Below are 21,973 nucleotides of genomic sequence, written 5' to 3'. Positions count from 1 at the left end.
ACCGACTTCAACGACATGGCCGCAGTGTCCGGCATCGAGGCCTCGGGCCATGTTCGAGGCGGAGGCCGTCACCAGCCCGGACGTGTTCGAGACTCTCAGCCTCGACGAGATCGACACCATGCCGCCGCCCAGCTGGCGGATCGACGAGCTGGTCCCGGCAAACGGCCTGGTCCTGCTCTATGGTCGGCCGGGCGAGCACAAGACTTTCATCGCCCTCGATATGGTCCTGCGGGTTGCCTACGGCCTCGACTGGCACGGCAAGCCCACAAAGCGGACCGGCGTCCTCTACATCGCCGGCGAAGGCAAATTCGGCATCGGTCAGCGCATCAAGGGCTGGCGCCGGGAACATGGTCTCACAGGCGTTGATGCACCGTTCCGGCTGCTCCCGGTCGCCGTGCACATGCTCGATCCGGCCAGCCTCGAGAAGCTGAAGCGGACGATCGACCAGGTCCGGGCAGCGGTGGATTTCGAGATCGGCCTGGTCGTGATCGACACGGTGTCGCGCTCGATCCCTGGTGAAGACGAGAACAGCCAGGAGGCCATGTCGATGTTCATCGACGGCTGCGCGGCCATCCAGCAGCACTGCAACGGCACCGTGATCGGCATCCACCACGCGGGCAAGGATCTCGACCGCGGCATGCGCGGCTCGACCGTACTGCTGGGCGGCTGCGACACCTCGATCCGGGTCGCCAAGGACGAGGCCACCACGGTCCTGTCGGTCGAGAAGCAGAAGGACGGCGAGGAGCTCGATGACCTGCATTTCTCCATGAAGGTGGTCGACCTCACCACGGGCCTTGGCGCGGAACAGTCGACGCTGGTGCCGGTGCTCGGGACCGGAGCAACACCGGTCGAGGAGAAACGCCTCAGCTGGCACCAGATCCGCGAGATTTTCCAGGCGATCGACGAGGCCTGGCGGGCGGGCTCGCCCTGGTCGGCATTCCCCCATGCCCGGCGCAAGGGCCGGTTCGCGGTCGACCTGATCTCAGACCAATACGGCGTCTCCAAGCGCGAGGCGGAGACCTCCATCACCAAGTGGCAGCAGCACGGCTACCTCGTCACCGAGGCCGGAAAGTTCCACGGCAAGGCCTCTGGTCTGAGGGTCGTGAAGTACCTGGAGCCCGACAGATGAGCCCCAAAATCACTTTGTCGGAAGCCGTCGGAAGCACGGTTTTGCGTCAGTCGGAAGCCAGTCGGAAGGCGGCGGAAGCGCGGTCGGAAGCCGTCGGAACGCGCAGTCGCTTCCCCCCCATACCCCCTAAGAGCTTCCGACAACGCCCAGGCGCGTCGTCAGCCTCAATTCTCAACAGCGAAAGGAGGGGCGCATGAAGGGCGCGCCACCGACCCGGCATGGTCAAATCAGCGACATGCAGGTCATCATCAACTGCGTCGACCAGCGCGGTCGTGAAATGGACGAGCGCTGGGGCATCGGGCGTTTGCCCATGCTGGTACCGATCGAGTGGGCCGAGCGGTTCCACGCCCAGCATAAACTGTTCAACGCCGCGGTCTGGGAGTTCAACCTCAAGCTCGTCCGCCAGCACGGCGAGGCGATGCTGCGGGCCTACGACAAGCTCGATCAGCTGGCGCGCGAGGCGAAGGGCGAGCCGCTGCCGGTCGACCAGTGGGAGTTCGAGACGGAGCAAGGTCTCGTCATCCTGGTGCGGGACCTGCGCGACACCGGCCGGGCCCAGCGACATGGCCGGTCGGCCCAGGTCTGGGCGCTCGACGAGATCGCCAATGTCATTCGCTGCCACCCGATCCTCGCTGCCGCCAAGGACGCGTTCCCCGGCGCGCAGGTCGTGAGTGTCCGGCCCAACAAAACAACTCTCCAGGAGCTCGACGATGAGCTCTCGGACATCCCGTTCTGATGGAGGCGCCCGTGTCCTGAAACCCATCCCCCCATGACCGGACGACGGTGGTCCGTACCGCCAAGCACTAAACCACCGCCATCCGCACCACGATCCATCCCCATTGGAGAATCATCATGGATGTTATGACTCTGCCTGCGCCAGTGCGCAGTGCAACCCCGCCGGAGGCAAGACCGGTGACGATCACGCGCGGCGCCATGCTCGCCCTCGACCTCGGTACCAGCGCCGGCTGGGCGCTGCGGACGAGCGACGACTTCATCTCGAGCGGCACCGTGTCGTTCAGGCACACCCGGTTCGACGGCGGAGGGATGCGGTTTCTGCGCTTCCGCCGCTGGCTTGAAGAGCTCGATATCGGTGCCGGGCCGATCGAGGCGGTCTACTTCGAGGAGGTTCGTCGCCACGTGGGCACCGACGCCGCACATGTATACGGCGGCCTGCTGGCCGTGCTGACTGCGTGGTGCGAGGAGCACCTGATCGCCTACCAGGGCGTGCCGGTGGGCACGATCAAGCGGTACATCACCGGCAAGGGCAATGCCGACAAGGCCGCAGTCATCAATGCTGTCCGCAAGGTCGGGTTCTTCCCCGTCGATGACAACGAGGCCGATGCCATCGCCATCCTGCTTTGGGCCATCGCAACCCGTGGAGGTGTGCGATGACCAGTTGGTCCATTCTCGGCCACACCGCCAAGGTGCTGGAAGAGCGCCGGGACGATTATGGCGATCCGGCCGAACAGTTCCGCGCCATTGCCGATCGCTGGTCGATCACGTTGGGCATGCCGGTGACGCCTGCCCAGGTCGCACTGTGCATGATCGACCTCAAGCTCACCCGGCTTACCTACGATCCGCGCCATGCCGACAGCGTGGTCGATGTCATCGGCTATGCCGCCCTGTTGCGGGAGATTGGCTGATGACCATGATCTCGAAAATCTACGGCCATGCCCGGCAGCGCGACGGCGAAGAGCTGAAGCGCGATGGCTGGAAGGCTGGGATCCTCGCCGTCTCGGTCAGTGATCACCGCCTCAGCCGTTCGGAACGTGAAGCGATCCGGGAGATCGGCGAGCGGCTCTATGGAGGCGCCCATGGCCCGCGGCCGTAAGCGCAAGGCCGGCCGGCGCCACCCTTCCGGCAAGCTGGTCCAGCCCAGTGCTGCGGAGACCCAGCGCGAGGCCATGGCCACGGTGCTGGAAGCTCGGCAGCGCCATTACGGAGTGACGGCGCGCCAGGCCCGGGATGAACGCCTGGGTACGGCGCTCGGGCGCCTGGCCTTCGGGGAAGTGATCACCTCGGAGCAATACGCGGCCGGCCAGAAATATGCCGAGATCCATCACCGTCACCATGCGGTGCTGGGTTGGCCGATGCCGTTCCCGGCCTCGGTCACCGGCATCCTGGCAAGCGATGGCGTTCTGGGTGGTTCCGGTGCGCCTCCCAGCCGCGAGCTCGTCGAGAAGATGCGTCGCCACTACGGCGCCGTGCTCGACGTCCTCGACCAGTGCGATCGGGATCGACTGGACGCACCGGGCAAGGCACCGAGCGTGCTCGCCTACCGGCTGGTCTGTCTCGACGAGGATGCGGGAGGCTGGCCGCAGGCCGACCTGACGAACCTCGCGCTCGTACTCGATGCGCTGGCGGACCTGTTCGGCATCGCGCGGGACGCGCACCGCAAAGTGCTGACATGACGCCGGAAAATGGCCGTTTTCCTTGTTTTTCTGGACGGCCTTGGGCATTCTTCCGAAATAGAGGATTGGGAACTGCGCCCGGAGCTCACCAGCTTCCGGGCGTTGTTCTTTTCGGGGTCCTGCTCATGGCCGTACGACTGCGCGGACGCAGGGCTGTCGCCCAGCGGTTGCGGCGCTTGCAGGCCGAGCCGCTCTGCAGGGACTGCGCTGCCAGGGGCATCGTCCGGGAAGCCACCGTCCCCGACCACATCGTGCCGCTCACCAAGGGCGGCGGCGACAACGACAGCAACATCCGCTGCCTGTGCGCCGACTGCCACCAGGCCCGCACGGCCGAGCAGTTCGGGCTGCGCAGGACAGTCGGCACCGGCCCCGCTGGCTGGCCGATCGGTTGATCCCCCCGGGGGGAGGTCGAAAGTCTGGGGCCTTGGGAGGGGAAACCGCGCATGGTCCAAACTTTTCACGCCCGCGAGTTAGCGACCGGGGGTGGAAGCCGGGAAAGTGACGGAAAACCGTCTATTTGACTGGATAGTGCCTGCGAACAGAGCGTTAGTCGTCTCCGCCAACCACGGAGACTGACATGCCCAACTCGCACCTTCCGACCCGCAACGAAGCCTGGGGTTTCTACGGCTCGACCGCCGGGTTCACGGACGCGGACGCAGCGTGGGGCATCGCCTTTCCGGCGGTTGCCAAGGCCACCGGCGCCACCGCCGAAGGGGTTCGGGACTTTCTGGACAGCCGCCACGGCCGCCACTTCGCCGACGACGTGCACAATGGGATCCACGCCGGCCTCGCCCCCGAGGCGGCGATCGACGCTGCCATCACCCGCTGGATGGGCTGGACCATCAGCCGCGACACATCGCGCGAAACCGGCATCCCCAAGGGTCTGCCCTACTTGACCGGCTTCGTGACCCACTTCGCAATCGAGGCCGAACAGGCCGACTGACGGCGCCGACAGCGCGCTCACCCAAAGGAGCGCCATGTCGCAAGATTGGCCGCCCAGAGCAGTGAGTTCTGGCCCATTGAAAAGATCACGCCCTACGCGCGCAATTCCCGAACGCACTCGGACGAACAGGTCGCCCAGATTGCGGCTTCGATCCGCGAATGGGGCTGGACCAACCCGGTGCTGGTCGACGAGGACGGCGGCCTGATCGCTGGCCACGGCCGCCTACTGGCGGCGCGCAAGTTGGGCCTTACGCAGATCCCGACCATGGTCGCCAAGGGCTGGAGCGAGGCCCAGAAGAAGGCCTACGTCATTGCTGACAACAAGCTGGCGCTGAACGCCGGCTGGGACCTCGAGCTGCTCGCGGTCGAACTTGGCGACCTGCAGGGCTTTGATTTCGACCTGATGCTGACCGGCTTCTCGGATGACGAGCTGTCGAAGCTGCTGGCCGAGAAGACCGAGGGCCTGACCGATCCGGACGAGATACCGAACCCTCCGGAAATTCCGGTGAGTTCCCCCGGCGACGTCTGGCTGCTCGGCAAGCACCGGCTGGTGTGCGGTGACAGCACCGATGCCGACACCGTGGCCAAGGCCTTGAATGGCATCACGCCGCACCTGATGGTCACCGATCCGCCCTACGGGGTGGAATATGACCCGGCCTGGCGGGAGAAAGCAGGCGTCGCTGCCAGCGGCTCGGCCAAGGGCAAGGTGCTGAACGACGACAAGGCGGACTGGCGCGAAGCATGGGCACTGTTCCCAGGCGACGTTGCCTATGTCTGGCATGCCGGCCTGTTTGCCGGGGTTGTTGGCGATAGCCTTGCCGCCAGCGGCTTCCAGCTCCGCTCCCAGATCATCTGGGACAAGGGCCAGCTGGTCCTCTCGCGCGGCGATTATCACTGGGAACATGAGCCCTGCTGGTACGCCGTAAAAAAGGGCGCGAAAGGGCACTGGGCAGGCGATCGCAAGCAAACGACCGTCTGGCACATCGCCAAGCCCAAGAAGAACGAGACGGGTCACGGCACCCAGAAGCCGGTCGAATGCATGAAGCGCCCGATCGAGAACAATTCCAGCCCAGGCCAGGCGGTGTACGAGCCGTTTTCAGGCTCCGGTACCACGATCATTGCCGGCGAAATGACTGGCCGTTCGGTCCACGCAATCGAGCTCAACCCGGCCTATGTCGATGTAACCATCAAGCGCTGGCAGGATTTCACCGGCGCTGCCGCAACCCTGGAAGGCGACGGCCGGACATTTGACGAGATTGCGGCCGCTCCCCCAGGAATTGAACGATGAAGCCCGGAACGAAACCCAAACCAACCCATCTGAAGCTGATTGAGGGTAATCGCGGCAAGCGCCCGATCAACCGTAAGGAGGCCGCTGTGCCTGCGGCACTGCCGGCACCGCCGCCCCATTTGACCGCTGACGCGCTGGAGGAATGGAACCGGGTCGCCCACTGGCTGCACCGGATCGGCCTCTTGTCCGAGGTCGATCGCGCGGCACTTGCCGCCTACGCGCAGGCATACGGCCGCTGGGTCCAGGCCGAACGGGCGATCGCCAAGATGGCCGAGAAGGACCAGCTGACCGGCGGCCTGATGATCAAGACATCCAACGGCAACGCCATCCAGAACCCGCTGGTCGGGACCGCCAACAAGGCCGCCGCGGATATGATGCGCTACGCTGCAGAATTCGGGATGACGCCCAGTGCCAGAAGCAGGATCTCAGCCGAGGCGACGTCGGAAGGCGTCGACCCCGCCGACCGCTTCTTCAGCTGACCGGACGACCGATTACGCTCGCGCAGTCGTTTCCGGCGAGATCATTGCCGGGCCGCATGTGCGCAATGCCTGTCGCCGACACCTCGACGACCTGAAGCGCACCGACGGGATCCGGTTCGATCTCGAGGCTGCAAACCACGCCTTCGGGTTCTTTGAGGAGGTGCTGAAGCTTTCCGAAGGGCAGTTCGAGGGCCAGCCTTTCCGGCTGGAGCCGAGCCAGGCCTTCATCATCGGCAGCCTGTTCGGCTGGAAACGCGCCGACGGTCGCCGCCGATTCCGCCGCGCCTACATCGAGCAAGGCAAAGGCAACGGCAAATCCCCGGTCGCCGGCGGCATCGGCCTGTTCGGCATGACCGCTGCCGGGGAAGCCGGCGCCCAGATCTATGCGGCTGCCGCCAAGCGCGAACAGGCCGGCATCCTTTTTGCCGACGCGGTGAAGATGGTCCGCCAGTCGCCGGCATTGGCGCGGCGGCTGGAGTTTTCCGGCGCCGGCGTGAATTCAACATCGCGCACCACGGATCGGGCTCGTTTTTCGCCCCGTGTCGCGCGATACGGGGAAGACCGGCTCGGGGCCGCGGCCCTATTTCGTACTGGCCGACGAGATCCACGAGCTGCCGGACCGCTCGATCATCGAGATGCTGGAGCGCGGCTTCAAGTTTCGCCGCGAACCGCTGCTGTTCATGATCACGAACTCCGGTTCAGATCGCAATTCGGTGGCCTGGGAAGAGCATGAGCACGCGGTGAAAGTCGCCGCTGGCAACATCGATGCGTTGACCGACCCGACCTATCTCGGCGACATCCTCGACGACACGACGTTCAGCTACGTCTGCGCCCTCGACGAGGGCGACGATCCGCTCACTGACCCTGGTTGCTGGATCAAGGCGAACCCGCTGCTGGGCGTGACCATCACGGAGGAATATCTCGCCGAAGTGGTGGCGCAGGCCAGGGCCATTCCCGGCCAGTTGAACGGCATCCTGCGGCTCCACTTTTGCGTCTGGACCGACGCCGAAACCGCCTGGATGACCCGGGCAACCCTCGAGCCGCTACTGGCCGATTTCGAGCCGAAGGTCGGCAGCAAGGTCTGGCTCGGGCTCGACCTCAGCCAGAACCGGGACATTACCGCGCTCGCCGTCGTTCAGCGGACCGGAGAGCGTGACGGCAAACCCTGCTTCGATGCGTGGATCGAGGCCTGGACGCCCGGGGACACGCTGCAGGCACGCACCTTGCGCGACAAGCAGCCCTACGACGTCTGGGTGGCGCAAGGATTCCTGCAGGCGCCGCAGGGCGAGAACATCAATTTCCGGCACGTTGCCCAGGCATTGGCCGAATACGATCGCGATTACGACGTCCAGATGGTCGCCTACGACCGCTACGCCTTCCGGCGGCTGGAAGAGGATATTGCCGAACTCGGCCTCGACATGGAGTTCGTCGAGCACCCGCAAGGCGGGACCAAGCGCGGCAAGCCGACCGATGCCATGAAACTGGCCGCCAAAAGTCAGGATCGCGAGCCGCAGGGCCTGTGGATGCCGGGATCGGTCCGCCAGCTCGAGGAAATGATGCTCGAGGGCCGGATCCGGCTCAGACGCAACCCGGTGCTGGTCTCGGCAATCATGTCGGCGGTCATCGAGACCGACCGCTGGGACAATTACTGGCTCTCCAAGCAGAGGGCCCTGAACAAGATCGACGCAGCCGTGGCGCTGTGCATGGCAGTGGGGGCGGCGATGTCCAGTGACACCGGCGGCACGATCGACGACTGGCTGAAGAGCCTCGCCGCGTGAACCTCCTGCAAAAGGCGGTCAGCTACCTGGCCCGCTCGATCGGCCTTACTGACCCGTTCCTCTACCGGGAAATGGGCGCGCGGACGAGCGCCAGCGGCGAAATCGTCAGCACCACCTCGGTGCTGGGGCTGGCTGCGGCATGGGCCTGCGTCAACCTGCTGGCAGGCACGATCGCCTCGCTGCCGCTCATGGTCTATCGGACGAAAGGCGGCGCGCGGACGGTGGCGGATGACCATCCACTATACCGGATCCTGCATGACAGCCCGAACGCCGACCAGACCGCGCTCGATTTCTGGGAATTCATCTGTGCCAGCGTCGAGCTGCACGGCAACGCCTATGCCGAGGTGATCAGGGCCGGCAACGGCCGGGTGATTGCGCTCGGGGTGCCGATCAACCCGGAATTGATGGCCGTGCGCCGCCGCGATGACGGTGCGCTGGAGTATGAATGGGTGGACCAGGGCGTCCGCCATGTCGTCGGCCAGGACCGGGTGCTGCACATCCGGGGCTTCGGCGGCAATCCGCTGGGCGGTCTCTCCACGCTGAGCGCCGGCCGTCAGTCCTTCGGGCTGGCCCAGGCGATCGAGCGGGCCTCGGGTGACACCTTCCGTAACGGGGTGCGACCGTCGGGCCTGCTGAAGACCGCCGATACGCTGACGATCGACCAGCGCCGGCTGGCCGAGGAGCTGCTGCAGGAGAAGTTTGCCGGCGCGATCAATGCTGGTCGGCCCATGCTGCTCGATCGCGGCATGGACTGGGTCCAGCTCTCGATCAGCCCGGAAGATGCCCAGATGCTGCAGAGCCGGGCCTTCTCAGTCGAGGAAGTCTGCCGGTTCTTCGGGGTGCCGCCGTTCATGGTCGGCCATACCGAGAAGACCACCAGTTGGGGCACGGGGCTCGAGCAGCAGACGCTGGGCTTCCAGAAATTCACGCTGCGCCGGCGCCTGAAACGCATCGAACAGGCGCTGGAAAAGCAGCTGCTGTCGGTCGCCGATCGGCTGGCCGGCATCACCATCGAGTTCAACCTGGAAGGCCTGCTGCGCGGTGACAGTGCGGCCCGGGCCTCCTTCTACCAGCAGATGCTGACCAACGGCGTCATGACCATCAACGAGGTCCGTGCCCTCGAGAACCTGCCGCCGGTCGAAGGCGGCGATGTGCCCCGCATGCAGATGCAGAACGTCCCCATCACGCAGGCTGGCCTTGCGCCGCCGGTGACGCCGGGACCGGGAGAACCCAATTGAACGAACTCGACTTCACCCTCGACGCCAAGGCGCTCGATGATGACGGCCACATCGAGGGTCTGGCTGCCGGCTACGGCAATCTCGACCATGGCGGCGACGTCATCCTGCCCGGTGCCATCACTGCATCGATCGCCAGCCGCAAGTCCGTGCCAATGCTGATGTACCATGACCAGAAGCGCCCAGCGGGCGTCTGGACCCACTTTCAGGAAACCAGCGATGGTCTGCTGGTCAAAGGCCGCTTCTCGATGTCGACCACCACGGGCCGCGAGGCCCATGGCCTGGTCAAGGATGGTGCCATCGGCGGGCTGTCGATCGGCTACCGCGCCATCCGGGACCGCATGGTCGGCAAGGCCCGCCACCTGGTCGAGGTCGCGCTCCACGAGGTCAGCCTCGTCACCATTCCGATGAACGAAAAGGCGCTGATCACCAGCGTCAAATCGTTGATCGCGGCCGGCCAGATGCCGAGCCTTTCCCAGTTTGAGGATTTCCTGCGCGAGGCAGGGTTCTCGAAAAGCCAGGCCACCGCGATCGCGGGCAAAGGTCTGGCCCCGCTGCTCCGGAGTGAGTCCGGCAGTGATCCCGCTGATTTCATCGCAGCGCTCGCGGCGCATGTCCGCACCTGAACTCACCCGAATTTACGGAGCATCCCATGACTGAACCCAAGACCGCCGAGCAGCTTGCCGGCGAAGTGAAAGCCGCGTTCGACGCCAAGGTCGACCAGGTCAAAGCCATCGCCGACGAGGCGCTGGGCAAGGCCGCCAAGGGCGAAGACTTGTCCGCTGCCACCAAGCAGCTGGCGGACGAAGCCCTGGTCGGCATGAACGAGGCCAAGGCCCGGCTCGACGAACTCGAGCAGAAGATCGCCCGCAAGGGGCCGGATGACCAGAATGCCCACCAGTCGATCGGGCAGCAGGTCGTTGCCTCCGAGGAGATCAAGTCTTTCCTCGAATCCAAGGTCTCGCGCGGCCGCGCCAGTGTCGAGGTTAAGGCCATTATCTCGGGCCTGACCACCGATGCCATGGGCTCGGCTGGCGACCTGATTGTCCCCGACCGACTTCCGGGCATGATTGTTCCCGGCCAGCGCCGCCTGACGGTCCGCGATCTGCTGACCCCGGGCCGCACCGCCAGCACCTCCGTCCAGTATGTGAAGGAGACCGGCTTCACCAATGCGGCGGCGACGGTGGCGGAAACGACCGGAGCACTGAAGCCGCAGTCCGACATCAAGTTCGATATCGCGACCAGCAGCGTCACCACCATCGCCCACTGGGTGCTGGCAACCCGCCAGATCCTCGACGACGTGCCGATGCTCCAGTCCTATATCGACGGGCGCCTGCGCTACGGCCTGGCGCTGGTCGAGGAAAACCAGCTGCTCAACGGGGCTGGCACCGGCACGGACCTGAACGGCATCTACACGCAGGCGACCGCCTACACCGCGCCGATTACCATCCCGGCACCGGTGACACGTATCGATGTGCTGCGCCTTGCGGTGCTGAAGTCGGCGCTGGCGGAACTCCCGACGACGGGTGCGGTGCTGCACCCTTCCGACTGGGCCAGCATCGAGCTGCTCAAGGAAACGACCGGCAGCTATCTCATCGGCAATCCGCAGAGCGGCCTTGCGCCGACGCTGTGGGGTATGCCGATCGTGGCCACCCAGGCGATTGCGCAGGGCAATTTCCTGACCGGTGCGTTCCAGCTGGGGGCGCAGATCTTCGATCGCTGGGATGCCCGGGTCGAGATCTCGACCGAGGATGACCAGAACTTTCGCAAGAACCTGGTCACGATCCTTGCCGAAGAGCGTCTCGCGCTCGCGGTCTACCGCCCGGAAGCCTTTGTGAAGGGCGTATTCGCCGCCGCCATCACGGCCTCCACTGCACCCTAATCTGGATGGGGCCGGCTGAACGGTCGGCCCCATTCGCCCTTTTGGGAGATAGCACCATGCTAATGAAAGCCCTAGATACGCTGCATGTCAGCGCGGTCGGCCCCGATATCATCCTGGCCGGGCAGACCTTTGAGATCGCTGACAATGACGGCGAAATTCTGCGCCAGCGCGGACTTGCCGAACCGGTCGAGGAACAGCCTGACGCGCCAAAGCCCGCCCGGAACCGTACGAAATGATCACGGTCGTCACCGCTCCGACCATACGCGCGGTGACACTGGAAGAAGCGCGCCAGCAGCTGCGTCTCGACGCCCATGACGAGGACATGCTGCTGGCTGCCCACCTCGATGCTGCCCAGGCCGAACTCGAACGGCTCGCCGATCTGCGGCTCTGCGAGCAGACCCTCGCCATGGTGCTGGAGGCGTGGGCCGATGAAATCACCGTGCCGGTCCGGCCGGTGACCATTGCCGCCATCACCTACACTGCAACCGGCGGTTTGACGGTCACTTTGCCCGAGGCTGCTTATGTTGCCCGGGCACGTCATGGCTTCGTGCGCATTCGGCCAGCTGCCGGCACATCATGGCCCACGCTGGCACCTGACGGCCAGATCACCATCACCCTGTCTGCCGGTTTTGCCGAGGGGCACCCGGACCTGGCGATCGCCCGGGCCGCGATCCTCGTGAAGACCGCCTCCCTGTTCGAAAATCGCGAAGGTGCAGGCTGTCTGGCCTTCGACACCCTTGTAAACCATCTGGCCGCGCGATGGGTCTAGCATCCCGGCTCGACACCCGGATCCGGATCGAGCGCAAGGTCGTCACCCCTGATCCCCTCTATGGAACGGAAACCGTCACCTGGACCGAGTTCGCTACGGTCTGGGCCGAGGTACAGGACGTCCTGCCAAGCCGGGCCGAGCGCCTGGCCGACAGCATTGTCATCGCCAACCGCCCGGCGCGGATCCGGATGCGCCATCTCGCCGGGGTCACCCCGGACATGCGGGTAATCGTCGGCAATCGCGTCCTGCAGATCGTGTCTGGCCCGGCCGAGCTGGGCCGCCGCGAAGGCATCGAACTCATTGTCGAGCAGCACAGCAGCGAAGGAGCCGCCCCATGACCATCCGGCTCAAGGGTGGCCCTGAACTGCTGCGCCTGCTCGACGAACTGCCCAAGAACCTCGAACGCAATGTCATCCGTGGCGGCCTGCGTGCCGGGGCCAAGGTCATCCAGCAGCAGGCCAAGGCCAATGTTCCGGTCCGCACTGGTAAGCTCAAGAAGGCGATCGGTATCGGCACCCGGACGGCCGGCAGCCGCCTCAGTTCCTACGTGAAGCTGCGCGGGTCTGGCTCCTATCTCGGCCTGTTCATCGAATATGGCGTTGCGCCGCACCTGATCTCGGTCGCTGAGGCCGACAAGCCGGTGCGCAACACCCGTCCCGGGCCCCGCAAGGTCAGCATTGGCACGGTCAACAAGATGGTGAAGCGCGGCAGCCTGAAGATCGGCGAGAACTTCGTCGGTCCAGTCATCATGCATCCGGGCCATGCGGCCAAGCCGTTCTTACGCCCGGCACTCGACCAGAAAGCCGAGGAGGCGGTGAACGCCATGGGCGCTTACATCGCGCACCGGGTCCAGATTGGAAACCTGAAGGCGCCGACCCTCGAGGTCGATGACGAATGAACGGGGTGATTGCGGTCCGTTCGCTCCTGGTGGCTGACACTGGTGTCACGGCGCTAGTCCCTGCAGCCCGGATCGTGGCGGGCATCATCCCGCAGGGCACATCGCTCCCGGCCATTGCACTGATGAGTGTCAGCAGCACGGACCGGAACATTCCCGCTCCGGGCCCGAAACGGCGGGTGACTGAACGTGTGCAGGTGACGGTACTCGCCGCCAGCTATCCGGCTGCCAAGGCCGTTATGCGCGCGGTCCGGGCGGCAGCGGCCGATCGCATGCCCGCAATCGACGGGCTCACCGATGTGACCGTCCACACCGACTCCGCCGGTCCTGATTTCCTCGACGAGGAGACCGGCATCAACATGCAGACGCAGGATTTCCGCGTCTCATTCAACGAGGCGCGTTGAGGCCTCACCTTCAATAAGGAACCACTGCCATGACCGTTCGGACTTCCGCCGGCACCACGTTGAAGGTGTCGGCTTCCACCCCTGCGACCTTCGATCCCACCGGCTACAATGCGCTGACCATGACGCTGGTTGGCGAGGTATCGGACCTCGGCGAGTTCGGCCGGGAGTACAACCTCGTCACCTTCAATCCGGTCGGAAGCCGCGGCGTCGTCAAGAAGAAGGGCAGCTTCAACCAGGGCACCATGACCATCCAGCTCGGTCTCGATACCGACGATGCTGGCCAGATCCTGCTGAAATCGGCCTCAACCTCGGACAGCGATCACAGCTTCCTCGTGACCACCCAGAACGGCGACAAGTACTATTTCCAGGCCCAGGTCATGAGTTTCAAGGTGAACGTCGGCTCGGTCGACCAGATCACCACCGCCACCGTGACGCTGGAACTGACGACCAATTCCGCCGGTGTCGGCGTGGTTGAAGTTCTGGCTCCCTGATCCCTGCTACGTCCCTGACGGAGACCATTCATGTTTGACATTACCAAGCTTGCCGCGACCGAAACCTCGACCGTCGAACTGGTCGGCGGCGATGACGCCCCGCTGTACGACGACAAGGGCCAGCGCCTCTCGATCACCGTCTATGGCCCGGGCACCAAGGTTTATCAGCGCGCCCAGTCGCGCCAGCAGAACCTGCTGGTCGACAAGATCAAGAAGCGCGGGAAAATGGACCAGAGCGCCGAGGAAAAGCTCGCCGAACAGGCCGAGTTCCTCGCGGCCTGCACGGTCAGCTTCAATCATTTCACCTATCCGCCGGCCGAAGGGCTGGAAGGGGCCGCCCTGTTCCGCAAGGCCTACGAGGATCCCTCGATCGGCTTCATCGCCGCCCAGGTCGCAGCACACATCAATGACTGGGCAAATTTTACGACGAGCTCGGCCGCGAGCTGAGCCTCTACGTCCGGCAACTGGCCTGGCTCGGCACCGCGCCGAAACCGCGCCAGCCTGCGGGCAAGACAACGGAAGAGCCTGACCCGCTGACCCGCCTCCAGCGCATGACGGCGGACGGTATCGTCCCCGACATGCCGCCGATCCGTACGCCATGGATCATCGACACCCTGATGGACATTGGCGCATCCGAACCCGGCGCCATGGGACCGGTGCCGCTGTCCTGGGGCACCATCGCCCAATGGCAGTCGTGTATGGGCGTAGACCTCGCGCCCTGGCTTTGCCGGCTGCTGCGCCGCCTGTCGGTCGAGTTCGTCAGCGAAAGCCAGAAGGCCAAGGACCCCGATTGCCCGGCGCCCTGGACTGCCGTCACTGACGGCACCAATCGCCCCACTGTATCCCGCAAAGTCTCCCAGGCCTTCCGCGCACTGATCAACTCGAAGGAGTGAACCGATGAAAGCCGGCACGCTCGAAATCGAGATGATCACCAACATCGCCCGTCTCCAGAAGGAGATGGCCGACATGAAGCGTGCGGTTGGCGGCGCCATGGGAGACATCGCGGCGACCGCCGGGCGCGCTGACCGGGCCATCGAGGCCGTCGGTACGCGCGGCATGACCCGCATGGGCGGTTCGGCAAAGCTTGCCGGTCACCAGATGCAGAACCTCGTTTACCAGCTGAACGACGTGGTGGTGAGCCTCGCCTCAGGCCAGAAGCCGATGACCGTGTTCATGCAGCAGGGCTCGCAGATCGGGCAGATCGCGATGCAGGCAGGTGTCGGCATCGGCGGCATGGCGCGGGCGGTATTGGGGCTTGCCGCCAGTGCGGCTGCTGCCGCGCTCACCAATCCGTATTTGCTGGCGGCAGCGGCTGCGGCCGGGATCGCCTTCGGCGCGTTCAAGATGTTCCAGTCGAGCGTGAAGCAGTCGGGAGAACTCGACCGCTACGCACAGAGCCTGGGCCTGACCGCCAAGGAGATGGAGAAGCTGGGCCCGGTCGGGATCACGGCCGGCGACGTCATGCGCGGGCTGTGGCGCACGATCAGCGACGGGCTCAACCTCGGCCCGGTCTTTTCCAGCCTCAAGGAATGGGCCGTCTGGGCGTTCCAGAAGGTGCTCGAGGTCGGAAAGATCAGCATTGCGGTGATCTATGCAGGCTGGATTGGCGGGTTCGGGGCGATCCGCGCAGTCTGGCAGGCGCTGCCCGGCGTAATCGGCGAGGCCGCCGTTGGCGCGGCCAATCTTGCCATCAGCGGGATCGAGTATCTCGCCAACAAGGCCATCGCCGCGCTCAACTGGCTGGCAAGCTGGGTCAACCCGGTGCTGGACCGGGTGGGCCTTGCCACCATCAGCCAGATCGAGACCGTCGCCCTGCCACGAATGGAAAACAGCTTTGCCGGGTCAACCGCCCGCATGGGCGCGACGGTGCGGGACGAGTTCACCTCGGCCTTTGGCGACGCGATGGGCATGATGGATGCTTTCTCGGCACAATGGCGCGAGAACACCCTGCAAGCGGCGCGCGATGGCTCGCTGCCGACGCTGCCGGGATTCGGGCTGATCGTTCGGACCGGGCGGGCCGCGCCGGAACTGGCCGCAACAGCCGCGAAGAAAGCGAAGCCGAGCGCGCCCTGCAGGCTGCGCATGAGTTCGCTGCCAATCTCGCGATGGAAACCGCGAAGATCGGAAAGACCCCGATCGAGATCAAGCGGATGGAAGTCGCCATGGCGGCGCTCAAGGCTCCGACCGATGCCGCACGCATTGCCATTCTGGAAGCCGGCGAAGCCTGGGAACAGGCCACCCGCGCATTCGCCACCTCGGAGTTCCTGCGCCAGACGGTGGCTCCGCTCGAACTGCAGGTCTCGCTGCTCGGCCAGTCGGCGCGCGCACAGGCGCTTGCCAATCTCGAGGCCGAGCGGGAGCAGATCGTGCTCGAACGCGGGGTCGAGGCCTGGGAACGCTATCGCGCCGCGCGCAGCCAGCTGATCGAGCATGATTTTGGCCTGAAGGAACAGGAGCAGTATCTCGATACACTCCAGGAGATGGCCGACCAGACCCAGACGGCCGCCCAAGGCATGGCCGAAGCTTTCGGCAGTGTCGGTGGTGCGATCGGGGCAGTCGCCGCCGAGTTTGCCCGCTATGCCTCTGACCAAGAGGCCGCCACCCGGCGCATTGCCGAGGCCGAGCGCGAATATGGCCGCGCCTCTTTCCAGTATGCTGCTGCGCGTACTGCGCAGGCGGCGGCCGAGATCAACCACTACGGCAATCTCGCCAGCGCCGCGAAGGGCTTCTTCAAGGCAGGGTCCAAGGGGTTCCAGGCGCTGGAAGCGGCAGAGAAGGCTTTTCGGGCCTATGAACTGGCCGTCGCGATCAAGAACGCCGCGGTGAAGATCGGCCTGATCGGCGCGCAGACGACCGCCAAGGTCGCCTCCGACACTGCCATGGCTGCGTCCGATACGGCGCGGGCCGGTGTCGAACAGGGCAACTCGATCATCACCACCGGCATCAAGGCGGTTGAGGCTGTCGTGAACGCGATCCGCTCGCTGCCGTTCCCGCTCAACATCGCGGCCGGCGCGGTTACGGCCGGGGTCATTGCTTCGCTCGGCGTTGCGATCGGCGGGGCCTTTGGCGGTGGTGGACCGAAGCCTGAACCCGCCAACGACGGCACCGGCACCGTGTTCGGCGATGCGGAGGCGAAGTCCGAGAGCATCGCAAAGGCCATCGATCACCTGCGCGAGGTCGACACGCTGACCATGCGCTATTCCGCCGCCATGCTGGCGTCGCTGCGCAGCATCGAGGCCAATATTGGCGGGCTCACCAACCTCATCATCCGCACCAATGGCGCCGAGGATCTCGCTGCCGGTGTGCAGACCGGGTTCAAGCCGACCGGCGTCACCGCCATCCTGGGCGGCGCCATGCAGAAGGTGGGCTCGGTCCTCGACAAGATCCCGGTGATCGGTGGCATCCTGGGCGGTGTCGTGGGCGCGATTGGCAAGCTGATCGGATCGCTGTTCGGCACCAAGACCACGTCGTCGGTCAGGGCATTTACGGGGGCGCCCAGTCGCTCGGCGGCATCATGTCAGGCGGGTTCGATGGCCAGTATTACACCGACATCCAGAAAAAGAAGAAGTTCCTCGGGATCACGACCAGCACCCGCTACAGCACGCAATATTCCGAGGCGAGCGCCGAACTGGAGCGTCAGTTCAGCCTGATCTTCACCGGCTTCTATGACGCGATCTCGGCCGCTGCCGGACCGCTGGGTCTGTCGCTGGACGAAGTGCAGGCTCGGCTCGACAGCTTCGTCATCAACATCGGCAAGATCGACCTCAAGGGCCTGACCGGCGCGCAGATCCAGGAGAAGCTGGCGGCCGTGTTCGGCGCTGCGGCCGACAATCTCGCCCGCTACGCCATTGCTGGTCTCGACCAGTTCCAGCAGGTCGGCGAAGGTTATTTCGAGACCCTGATCCGGGTTGCCTCCAGTGTCGAGGCAGTCACCGGCGCCATGACCATGCTCGGCCGGTCTACCAATCTGACGATTGCCGCGTCGATGAACCTGGTCGAGCTGTTTGGCACCGTCAGCGACATGACCGCAGCGACGGGCGAATATTTTGCGCTCTATTACACCGGCACCGAACAGGCCGCCGCGCGCACGGCGCAGATGACCTCTGCGCTCGCCGGCATGGGTCTCGCCATGCCCGATAGCATCGCGGGCTTCCGGGCACTGGTCGAAGCCCAGGACCTCACCACCGAGGCCGGGCGGGCGGCCTATGTCGCGCTGATCCAGTTGGCCCCGGCGTTCGCAGACCTGGTGGGCGCAGCTCAGGATGCGGCCAGCGCGGCTGCCATTGCGGACGAACGCGCCTCGCTCGAGTGGCGTCTGCTGGAACTGCAGGGTGATACGACGGCTCTCCGCGCGCTCGACCTTGACCAGCTTGACGCCTCCAACCGGGCGCTGCAGCAGCAGATCTGGGCGCTCGAGGACCAGCGGCAGGCGGCCGAAGCGGCAGCCAGTGCCGCCGAGAAGCTGCGCTCGGCCTGGGCGGCGATCACCGAAGCCCTGATTGCCGAGATCGAGCGGATCCGGGGCGTGATGGGTACGAAGACCGGCAGCTACGCCGAGGCGCTGGCGAAGTTCAACAATGCCTCCATGCTGGCTCGCAGTGGTGACCAGGAGGCGGCAAAATCACTGCCGGGTCTCAGTCAGGCGTTGCTGTCGCAGGCTGCCGAAACCGCCCGCACCTCAGAAGATTTGGCCCGGCTACAAGGCTTGACGGCGGCCAGCCTCGAGCAGACGCTGGCGATCATCGCACGGGCTGCCGGCACCAGTGTCGACGCAGAAACGACTGCGACCGCATCCAGCGCACCCGGCTGGTGGGACCAGTTCGCCGCCAACCAGATGGGCACGGCGACCATTCCGGCCAATGATGACCAGTCGGCGCTGCTCGATGAGCTGCGGGCACTGCGGCAAGAAGTGGCGGACCTGCGCGGCGAACAGCGCATTGCCTCGGCCGCCATTGCCTCGGGTACCACCAAGACCGCTCGGATCCTCGAGCGGGTGACCCCGGATGGCGACGCCCTGTCGACGAGGACTGCGGCATGAAACTGCTGCGGCCCGTCACGATCACCGACGCCATGCTGACCAGCAGCACCGTGCCTGAAAACGATCATCCGGCCTGGAGTGCCGGCACCGCCTATGTGACCGGTAACCGGGTGATCCTTGCCTCAACCCACCGGCGCTACGAGGCGCTGGCGGCCTCAACCGGGGTCAACCCGGCGACCGATCCAACGAAGTGGCTGGACCTTGGTCCCACCAACCGCTGGGCGATGTTCGATGCGCGGGTCGGCACGGCCAGCACTCGGGTGGCGTCACTCCAGGCCGTGCTGGCGCCGGGTGCGGTTGATGCCGTGGCGCTGATCGACACCGATGCCGAAAGCGCCACCGTCACGCTGACGGTCGATGGCGTCACGAACTACACCAGCACGCAGAGCTTCAACCTCGGCGGCAACGCCATCGACAACTGGTTCTCGTGGTTCTTCGAGCCGATCGGCCGCAAGTCGACGCTGCTGTTTCTCGATGTTCCGGTCTACGCGAACGGCGTCGTCACCGTCACCATCGCCCGCGACAACCCGGCCGACATCGTATCGTGCGGGTCGCTGCTGCTGGGACGTCAGCTCTCGCTGGGCGACACCGAGCACGGCGTGGACATTGGCATCATCGATTACAGCCGCAAGGAGGCCGACCAGTTCGGCGTGATCTCGGTGGTCGAGCGCGCCTTTGCCAAGCGCATGACTGCCCGGGTCGTCATGCCGACCGATGCGGTCGACGACATCCATCGCAACCTTGCAGCGCTTCGCGCCACCCCGGTCCTGTGGATCGGCTCCGAGACCTTCGAAAGCCTGACTGTCTACGGTTTCTACAAGGAGTTCTCGATCGACCTTGCCTACCCGACCGTCAGCTACTGCAGCCTGACCATCGAAGGCCTGACGTAAACCTCCCGAGGGAGTTTCCATGCCAATTACAGCTCTGCCCACGCCGCCGTCCCGGACGGACGCGGCGAACTTCAACGTGCGCGCCGAAGCCTTCCTCGGCGCGCTGCCGACCTTCGTCACCCAGGCCAATGCGCTCGCCACCGAGACAAACGGCTATGCCACGAACGCAGCGGCCAGCGCCACAACCGCTTCAAGCCAAGCGGCGAACGCGGCTGCCAGCGCCGCCAATGCGGCCGCCAGCTACGACGCCTTCGACGATCGCTACCTCGGCTCGAAGGCTGTAAACCCGACCGTCGACAATGACGGCGCAGCCTTGCTGACCGGTGCGTTGCATTGGAATAGCACTGCCGCTGAAATGCGGGTGTGGACCGGGTCTGCATGGGTGGCAGCCTATGTGTCCGCAGGCTCCTACGCTCCTCTTGCGTCGCCGACATTCACCGGTGTCCCGGCTGCACCGACAGCTGCTGTTGGCACCAATTCAACCCAGCTGGCGACGACGGCCTTTGTTTTGGCCCAGGCCTCCGCGACCGCGCCTGTCGCCGATGGCACAGCGGCTGTCGGCACCTCGGTACGATTCGCCCGGGCAGACCATGTCCACCCGACCGATGCCTCGCGTGCGCCGCTCGCCAGCCCGCAGTTTTTCCGGCAGTGTAGGCATTGGCATTGCGCCAGCTGCCCCACTTGATGTCGCGGGGCGCGGTCGGTTCCTGCAGGACAGCGCAGCGACCACCGGGGCGATAATCCTGCGGCAGAATGCTGGCGATACGGTCGGTGCGTACATCCAATGGGTGAACAACGCCAATACCGGGGAAAAGGGCTGGATCACCGTGAATACGGCCGGCGACATGATCTTCGGTCCGGCCAGCATCGAACGTCTGCGCATTACGGCGGCCGGCATTATCCAAGACGCTTCGGCTCTGGAACTTGGCTACAAGGACGTTCCGCAGAACGCGAAGACGGCTGCCTATACGCTGGTGCTGGCGGATCGAGGCAAGCACATCAGCATCACCACTGGCGGCATCGTGATCCCGGCCAATGCGTCGGTTGCATTCCCGATCGGCTCGACGATCGTCATCTACAACAATAGCGCTACGGCTCAGACCATCTCGATCACCACCGACACCTTGCGTCAGGCTGGCACTGCCAATACCGGCAGCCGCACGCTCGATGGCTACGGTCTGGCGACCCTGGTCAAGGTCGCGGCGACCACCTGGGTCATCACCGGGGCGGGTCTCAACTGATGGCAGGCGTCCTCATGACCCTGCTGGGCGCTGGCAGCGGCGGGCAGCAGGTCGCGCTGCCGGTCAACTATTACCAGTGGGCCGACAAATACAGCGCGGTCGAGCAGTACGGCGCTGACGGTGGCTACTTCTCCAACCTGTCCGGTGGTAACTTCACGCCTGCCACCTGGCAGGGCCGCACCATCCGTGCGCTGGTTCACAGCTACGATCTGTATGCCGGCACCTCGACCACGCTCATCGGAATCGACGGTTACAATGCGACGCCGGCCCCGCAGCGCCTGCGGATCAACGGGACTCAGTTCACGCTGGGTACGGGCTCCGTCTCCTGGCTCACCAACGTCACCGGGATCACGTTCAGCCCGTCGCCGACCAACAACATCAACTGGACTTCGCACGGTCTGGCCGTTGGCGATCCGGTCCAGTTCTATTGCACCGGTGGCATGCCCACCGGGATCACGGCGTTCACCATCTACTTCGTGCAGTCCGTAGTGAGCGCGAGTGCGTTCAAGATTGCAGCCACCCTGGGTGGCGCGGCGATCAGGCCCAGTCGGCCCGAAGCTGCGATTTTGGCCATGTTGAAGAACAAAGATTGAACATGGCGATCTACCAGGCTCGCTCTTGTCCTCCAATCTCGTAAACATCGGTCTCGATCGAGCACCTGTAGCTCTCTGCGATGTTGAACATCTCTGTCTGGAGAGATGCGATCTCATCATCGAGGCTGACGCCATCGGCACCCTGATCATAGGCGACGGTCAGCGTGTAATCGCAGTTCCCGGTCTTTTGCATCTGGTAATCCCGCTCCAGCATCGCCTCAATGCGCTCGCGAGCGGGCTTTCTGCCACGACCATGCTTGTTGAAGTTCTCGATGGTCAGATGCAGGGCGATGGTGACAGAAGGCGGCTTTTCCGGCAGCCCGATCCTTGAAGGAATGACGTCAAGCGCCCGATAGACGGTCATTCTTGAGATCTTGAGGTCGCGCGCGACGCTGGCCTTGCTCGCGCCGGCGGTGATCCGGCGTCGGATTTCATCGTCATCGATGTTTTTCTTCCGGCCTTTGTAGACGCCTTCGGCGCGCGCCGCCTCGATCCCGGCGCGCTGCCG

29 protein-coding genes and 1 pseudogene are annotated in these 21,973 nt (G+C 65.0%); 29 read left to right on the top strand and 1 reads right to left on the bottom strand.

The features are described 5' to 3' along the window. Positions 1-49 precede the first annotated feature (49 nt). The 29 genes and pseudogenes from ADT71_RS33670 (at position 50) to ADT71_RS13890 (ending at position 21,465) form a co-directional block, all read left to right on the top strand. On the top strand, positions 50-1,129 hold the full coding sequence (locus ADT71_RS33670) for an AAA family ATPase (RefSeq protein ID WP_054437734.1): 1,080 nt from the start codon (positions 50-52) through the stop codon (positions 1,127-1,129). 193 nt (positions 1,130-1,322) lie between these two features. Beyond that, the gene (locus tag ADT71_RS14015) at positions 1,323-1,865 is read left to right on the top strand and encodes a hypothetical protein (protein WP_054437732.1); all 543 of its coding nucleotides are present in this window, start codon (positions 1,323-1,325) and stop codon (positions 1,863-1,865) included. A 116-nt stretch (positions 1,866-1,981) separates the two neighbouring features. After that, positions 1,982-2,521 carry a crossover junction endodeoxyribonuclease RuvC gene (locus ADT71_RS14010; protein WP_054437730.1) on the top strand — a complete coding sequence of 180 codons (540 nt, stop codon included), beginning with the start codon at positions 1,982-1,984 and terminating at the stop codon, positions 2,519-2,521. Next, on the top strand, positions 2,518-2,772 hold the full coding sequence (locus ADT71_RS14005) for a DUF6378 domain-containing protein (RefSeq protein WP_054437729.1): 255 nt from the start codon (positions 2,518-2,520) through the stop codon (positions 2,770-2,772). The genes ADT71_RS14010 and ADT71_RS14005 overlap by 4 nt, the downstream gene beginning before the upstream one ends. Continuing rightward, positions 2,772-2,960, top strand: a complete 189-nt coding sequence (locus tag ADT71_RS14000; protein WP_054437726.1) for a hypothetical protein — start codon at positions 2,772-2,774, stop codon at positions 2,958-2,960. The genes ADT71_RS14005 and ADT71_RS14000 overlap by 1 nt, the downstream gene beginning before the upstream one ends. Continuing rightward, complete coding sequence (locus ADT71_RS13995; protein ID WP_054437724.1) at positions 2,944-3,540, top strand: hypothetical protein; 597 nt, start codon at positions 2,944-2,946, stop codon at positions 3,538-3,540. The genes ADT71_RS14000 and ADT71_RS13995 overlap by 17 nt, the downstream gene beginning before the upstream one ends. Before the next feature lie 125 nt (positions 3,541-3,665). Further along, positions 3,666-3,932, top strand: coding sequence for an HNH endonuclease (locus ADT71_RS13990; RefSeq protein WP_054437829.1), 267 nt, complete (start codon positions 3,666-3,668; stop codon positions 3,930-3,932). Between the two features lie 185 nt (positions 3,933-4,117). Next, a complete protein-coding gene (locus ADT71_RS13985) occupies positions 4,118-4,483 on the top strand; it encodes a hypothetical protein (protein WP_054437722.1) in 366 nt (121 codons plus the stop codon). Positions 4,484-4,528: 45 nt separating this feature from the next. Beyond that, positions 4,529-5,770 carry a site-specific DNA-methyltransferase gene (locus ADT71_RS13980; RefSeq protein ID WP_054437721.1) on the top strand — a complete coding sequence of 414 codons (1,242 nt, stop codon included), beginning with the start codon at positions 4,529-4,531 and terminating at the stop codon, positions 5,768-5,770. Further along, positions 5,767-6,249, top strand: a complete 483-nt coding sequence (locus ADT71_RS13975) for a phage terminase small subunit P27 family (protein ID WP_054437719.1) — start codon at positions 5,767-5,769, stop codon at positions 6,247-6,249. Before ADT71_RS13980 ends, ADT71_RS13975 begins: the two co-directional genes overlap by 4 nt. Then, positions 6,179-6,703 (top strand): annotated as a pseudogene (locus ADT71_RS35730) (terminase large subunit domain-containing protein); the annotation flags it as partial. The gene ADT71_RS13975 and the pseudogene ADT71_RS35730, both read left to right, overlap by 71 nt. Positions 6,704-6,788: 85 nt before the next feature. Further along, positions 6,789-8,027 carry a terminase TerL endonuclease subunit gene (locus ADT71_RS35015; RefSeq protein WP_197283025.1) on the top strand — a complete coding sequence of 413 codons (1,239 nt, stop codon included), beginning with the start codon at positions 6,789-6,791 and terminating at the stop codon, positions 8,025-8,027. After that, complete coding sequence (locus ADT71_RS13965) at positions 8,024-9,265, top strand: phage portal protein (RefSeq protein ID WP_054437717.1); 1,242 nt, start codon at positions 8,024-8,026, stop codon at positions 9,263-9,265. Before ADT71_RS35015 ends, ADT71_RS13965 begins: the two co-directional genes overlap by 4 nt. Further along, positions 9,262-9,888, top strand: a complete 627-nt coding sequence (locus tag ADT71_RS13960; protein WP_054437715.1) for an HK97 family phage prohead protease — start codon at positions 9,262-9,264, stop codon at positions 9,886-9,888. Before ADT71_RS13965 ends, ADT71_RS13960 begins: the two co-directional genes overlap by 4 nt. 26 nt (positions 9,889-9,914) lie before the next feature. Beyond that, complete coding sequence (locus tag ADT71_RS13955) at positions 9,915-11,144, top strand: phage major capsid protein (protein ID WP_054437713.1); 1,230 nt, start codon at positions 9,915-9,917, stop codon at positions 11,142-11,144. Between the two features lie 56 nt (positions 11,145-11,200). Beyond that, positions 11,201-11,380, top strand: a complete 180-nt coding sequence (locus ADT71_RS31390) for a hypothetical protein (protein ID WP_132469783.1) — start codon at positions 11,201-11,203, stop codon at positions 11,378-11,380. Beyond that, entirely contained in the window at positions 11,377-11,913 is a 537-nt protein-coding gene (locus ADT71_RS13950; RefSeq protein ID WP_054437712.1) for a phage head-tail connector protein, read from the top strand. Before ADT71_RS31390 ends, ADT71_RS13950 begins: the two co-directional genes overlap by 4 nt. Next, positions 11,904-12,251, top strand: coding sequence for a phage head closure protein (locus tag ADT71_RS13945; RefSeq protein WP_054437711.1), 348 nt, complete (start codon positions 11,904-11,906; stop codon positions 12,249-12,251). The genes ADT71_RS13950 and ADT71_RS13945 overlap by 10 nt, the downstream gene beginning before the upstream one ends. Further along, on the top strand, positions 12,248-12,811 hold the full coding sequence (locus ADT71_RS13940; RefSeq protein ID WP_054437709.1) for an HK97-gp10 family putative phage morphogenesis protein: 564 nt from the start codon (positions 12,248-12,250) through the stop codon (positions 12,809-12,811). The genes ADT71_RS13945 and ADT71_RS13940 overlap by 4 nt, the downstream gene beginning before the upstream one ends. Continuing rightward, positions 12,808-13,212: a DUF3168 domain-containing protein gene (locus tag ADT71_RS13935; RefSeq protein WP_054437707.1), complete on the top strand. Its 405-nt coding sequence runs from the start codon at positions 12,808-12,810 to the stop codon at positions 13,210-13,212. Before ADT71_RS13940 ends, ADT71_RS13935 begins: the two co-directional genes overlap by 4 nt. A 29-nt stretch (positions 13,213-13,241) precedes the next feature. After that, positions 13,242-13,703: a hypothetical protein gene (locus tag ADT71_RS13930; RefSeq protein ID WP_021245860.1), complete on the top strand. Its 462-nt coding sequence runs from the start codon at positions 13,242-13,244 to the stop codon at positions 13,701-13,703. Between the two features lie 30 nt (positions 13,704-13,733). Next, a complete protein-coding gene (locus tag ADT71_RS13925) occupies positions 13,734-14,150 on the top strand; it encodes a hypothetical protein (protein ID WP_054437706.1) in 417 nt (138 codons plus the stop codon). A 104-nt stretch (positions 14,151-14,254) separates the two neighbouring features. Beyond that, positions 14,255-14,596 (top strand): hypothetical protein, encoded by a 342-nt coding sequence (locus ADT71_RS13920; protein ID WP_054437704.1) that lies wholly within the window; start codon positions 14,255-14,257, stop codon positions 14,594-14,596. 4 nt (positions 14,597-14,600) lie between these two features. Next, entirely contained in the window at positions 14,601-16,127 is a 1,527-nt protein-coding gene (locus ADT71_RS13915; protein WP_054437703.1) for a phage tail length tape measure family protein, read from the top strand. 1,090 nt (positions 16,128-17,217) lie between these two features. After that, positions 17,218-18,741: a hypothetical protein gene (locus ADT71_RS13910; RefSeq protein ID WP_054437700.1), complete on the top strand. Its 1,524-nt coding sequence runs from the start codon at positions 17,218-17,220 to the stop codon at positions 18,739-18,741. Beyond that, the gene (locus ADT71_RS13905; RefSeq protein WP_054437699.1) at positions 18,738-19,631 is read left to right on the top strand and encodes a hypothetical protein; all 894 of its coding nucleotides are present in this window, start codon (positions 18,738-18,740) and stop codon (positions 19,629-19,631) included. Before ADT71_RS13910 ends, ADT71_RS13905 begins: the two co-directional genes overlap by 4 nt. Before the next feature lie 19 nt (positions 19,632-19,650). Next, a complete protein-coding gene (locus ADT71_RS32155; RefSeq protein WP_197283024.1) occupies positions 19,651-20,316 on the top strand; it encodes a hypothetical protein in 666 nt (221 codons plus the stop codon). Then, positions 20,246-20,872 carry a hypothetical protein gene (locus ADT71_RS13895; protein WP_156336592.1) on the top strand — a complete coding sequence of 209 codons (627 nt, stop codon included), beginning with the start codon at positions 20,246-20,248 and terminating at the stop codon, positions 20,870-20,872. Before ADT71_RS32155 ends, ADT71_RS13895 begins: the two co-directional genes overlap by 71 nt. 14 nt (positions 20,873-20,886) lie before the next feature. Further along, a complete protein-coding gene (locus ADT71_RS13890; protein ID WP_132469786.1) occupies positions 20,887-21,465 on the top strand; it encodes a hypothetical protein in 579 nt (192 codons plus the stop codon). Positions 21,466-21,475: 10 nt separating this feature from the next. Here the strand turns inward: ADT71_RS13890 and ADT71_RS13885 are convergent. After that, positions 21,476-21,973, bottom strand: a 498-nt coding sequence (locus ADT71_RS13885; RefSeq protein WP_156336590.1) for a helix-turn-helix domain-containing protein, incomplete at its 5' end; no start/stop codon positions are given.

The organism is Novosphingobium sp. ST904, assembly GCF_001298105.1.
In the GTDB taxonomy this organism is placed as follows: Bacteria; Pseudomonadota; Alphaproteobacteria; order Sphingomonadales; family Sphingomonadaceae; genus Novosphingobium.
The sequence above is the reverse complement of the archived record's forward strand: the minus strand, read 5'-3'. Positions and strand labels throughout refer to the sequence as shown.

What these genes read in the sequence shown, in the direction of transcription:
- ADT71_RS14005 (WP_054437729.1), top strand. Translation starts at nt 2,518, where the DNA reads ATGACCAGTTGGTCCATTCTCGGCCACACCGCCAAGGTGCTGGAAGAG.
- ADT71_RS13930 (WP_021245860.1), top strand. Translation starts at nt 13,242, where the DNA reads ATGACCGTTCGGACTTCCGCCGGCACCACGTTGAAGGTGTCGGCTTCC.
- ADT71_RS33670 (WP_054437734.1), top strand. Translation starts at nt 50, where the DNA reads ATGTTCGAGGCGGAGGCCGTCACCAGCCCGGACGTGTTCGAGACTCTC.
- ADT71_RS13945 (WP_054437711.1), top strand. Translation starts at nt 11,904, where the DNA reads ATGGGTCTAGCATCCCGGCTCGACACCCGGATCCGGATCGAGCGCAAG.
- ADT71_RS13955 (WP_054437713.1), top strand. Translation starts at nt 9,915, where the DNA reads ATGACTGAACCCAAGACCGCCGAGCAGCTTGCCGGCGAAGTGAAAGCC.
- ADT71_RS13910 (WP_054437700.1), top strand. Translation starts at nt 17,218, where the DNA reads ATGTCAGGCGGGTTCGATGGCCAGTATTACACCGACATCCAGAAAAAG.
- ADT71_RS13940 (WP_054437709.1), top strand. Translation starts at nt 12,248, where the DNA reads ATGACCATCCGGCTCAAGGGTGGCCCTGAACTGCTGCGCCTGCTCGAC.
- ADT71_RS13950 (WP_054437712.1), top strand. Translation starts at nt 11,377, where the DNA reads ATGATCACGGTCGTCACCGCTCCGACCATACGCGCGGTGACACTGGAA.
- ADT71_RS13915 (WP_054437703.1), top strand. Translation starts at nt 14,601, where the DNA reads ATGAAAGCCGGCACGCTCGAAATCGAGATGATCACCAACATCGCCCGT.
- ADT71_RS31390 (WP_132469783.1), top strand. Translation starts at nt 11,201, where the DNA reads ATGCTAATGAAAGCCCTAGATACGCTGCATGTCAGCGCGGTCGGCCCC.
- ADT71_RS13985 (WP_054437722.1), top strand. Translation starts at nt 4,118, where the DNA reads ATGCCCAACTCGCACCTTCCGACCCGCAACGAAGCCTGGGGTTTCTAC.
- ADT71_RS14010 (WP_054437730.1), top strand. Translation starts at nt 1,982, where the DNA reads ATGGATGTTATGACTCTGCCTGCGCCAGTGCGCAGTGCAACCCCGCCG.
- ADT71_RS13890 (WP_132469786.1), top strand. Translation starts at nt 20,887, where the DNA reads ATGACCCTGCTGGGCGCTGGCAGCGGCGGGCAGCAGGTCGCGCTGCCG.
- ADT71_RS13920 (WP_054437704.1), top strand. Translation starts at nt 14,255, where the DNA reads ATGACGGCGGACGGTATCGTCCCCGACATGCCGCCGATCCGTACGCCA.
- ADT71_RS14000 (WP_054437726.1), top strand. Translation starts at nt 2,772, where the DNA reads ATGACCATGATCTCGAAAATCTACGGCCATGCCCGGCAGCGCGACGGC.
- ADT71_RS13925 (WP_054437706.1), top strand. Translation starts at nt 13,734, where the DNA reads ATGTTTGACATTACCAAGCTTGCCGCGACCGAAACCTCGACCGTCGAA.
- ADT71_RS13995 (WP_054437724.1), top strand. Translation starts at nt 2,944, where the DNA reads ATGGCCCGCGGCCGTAAGCGCAAGGCCGGCCGGCGCCACCCTTCCGGC.
- ADT71_RS13905 (WP_054437699.1), top strand. Translation starts at nt 18,738, where the DNA reads ATGAAACTGCTGCGGCCCGTCACGATCACCGACGCCATGCTGACCAGC.
- ADT71_RS13990 (WP_054437829.1), top strand. Translation starts at nt 3,666, where the DNA reads ATGGCCGTACGACTGCGCGGACGCAGGGCTGTCGCCCAGCGGTTGCGG.
- ADT71_RS13975 (WP_054437719.1), top strand. Translation starts at nt 5,767, where the DNA reads ATGAAGCCCGGAACGAAACCCAAACCAACCCATCTGAAGCTGATTGAG.
- ADT71_RS14015 (WP_054437732.1), top strand. Translation starts at nt 1,323, where the DNA reads ATGAAGGGCGCGCCACCGACCCGGCATGGTCAAATCAGCGACATGCAG.
- ADT71_RS13935 (WP_054437707.1), top strand. Translation starts at nt 12,808, where the DNA reads ATGAACGGGGTGATTGCGGTCCGTTCGCTCCTGGTGGCTGACACTGGT.
- ADT71_RS32155 (WP_197283024.1), top strand. Translation starts at nt 19,651, where the DNA reads ATGCCAATTACAGCTCTGCCCACGCCGCCGTCCCGGACGGACGCGGCG.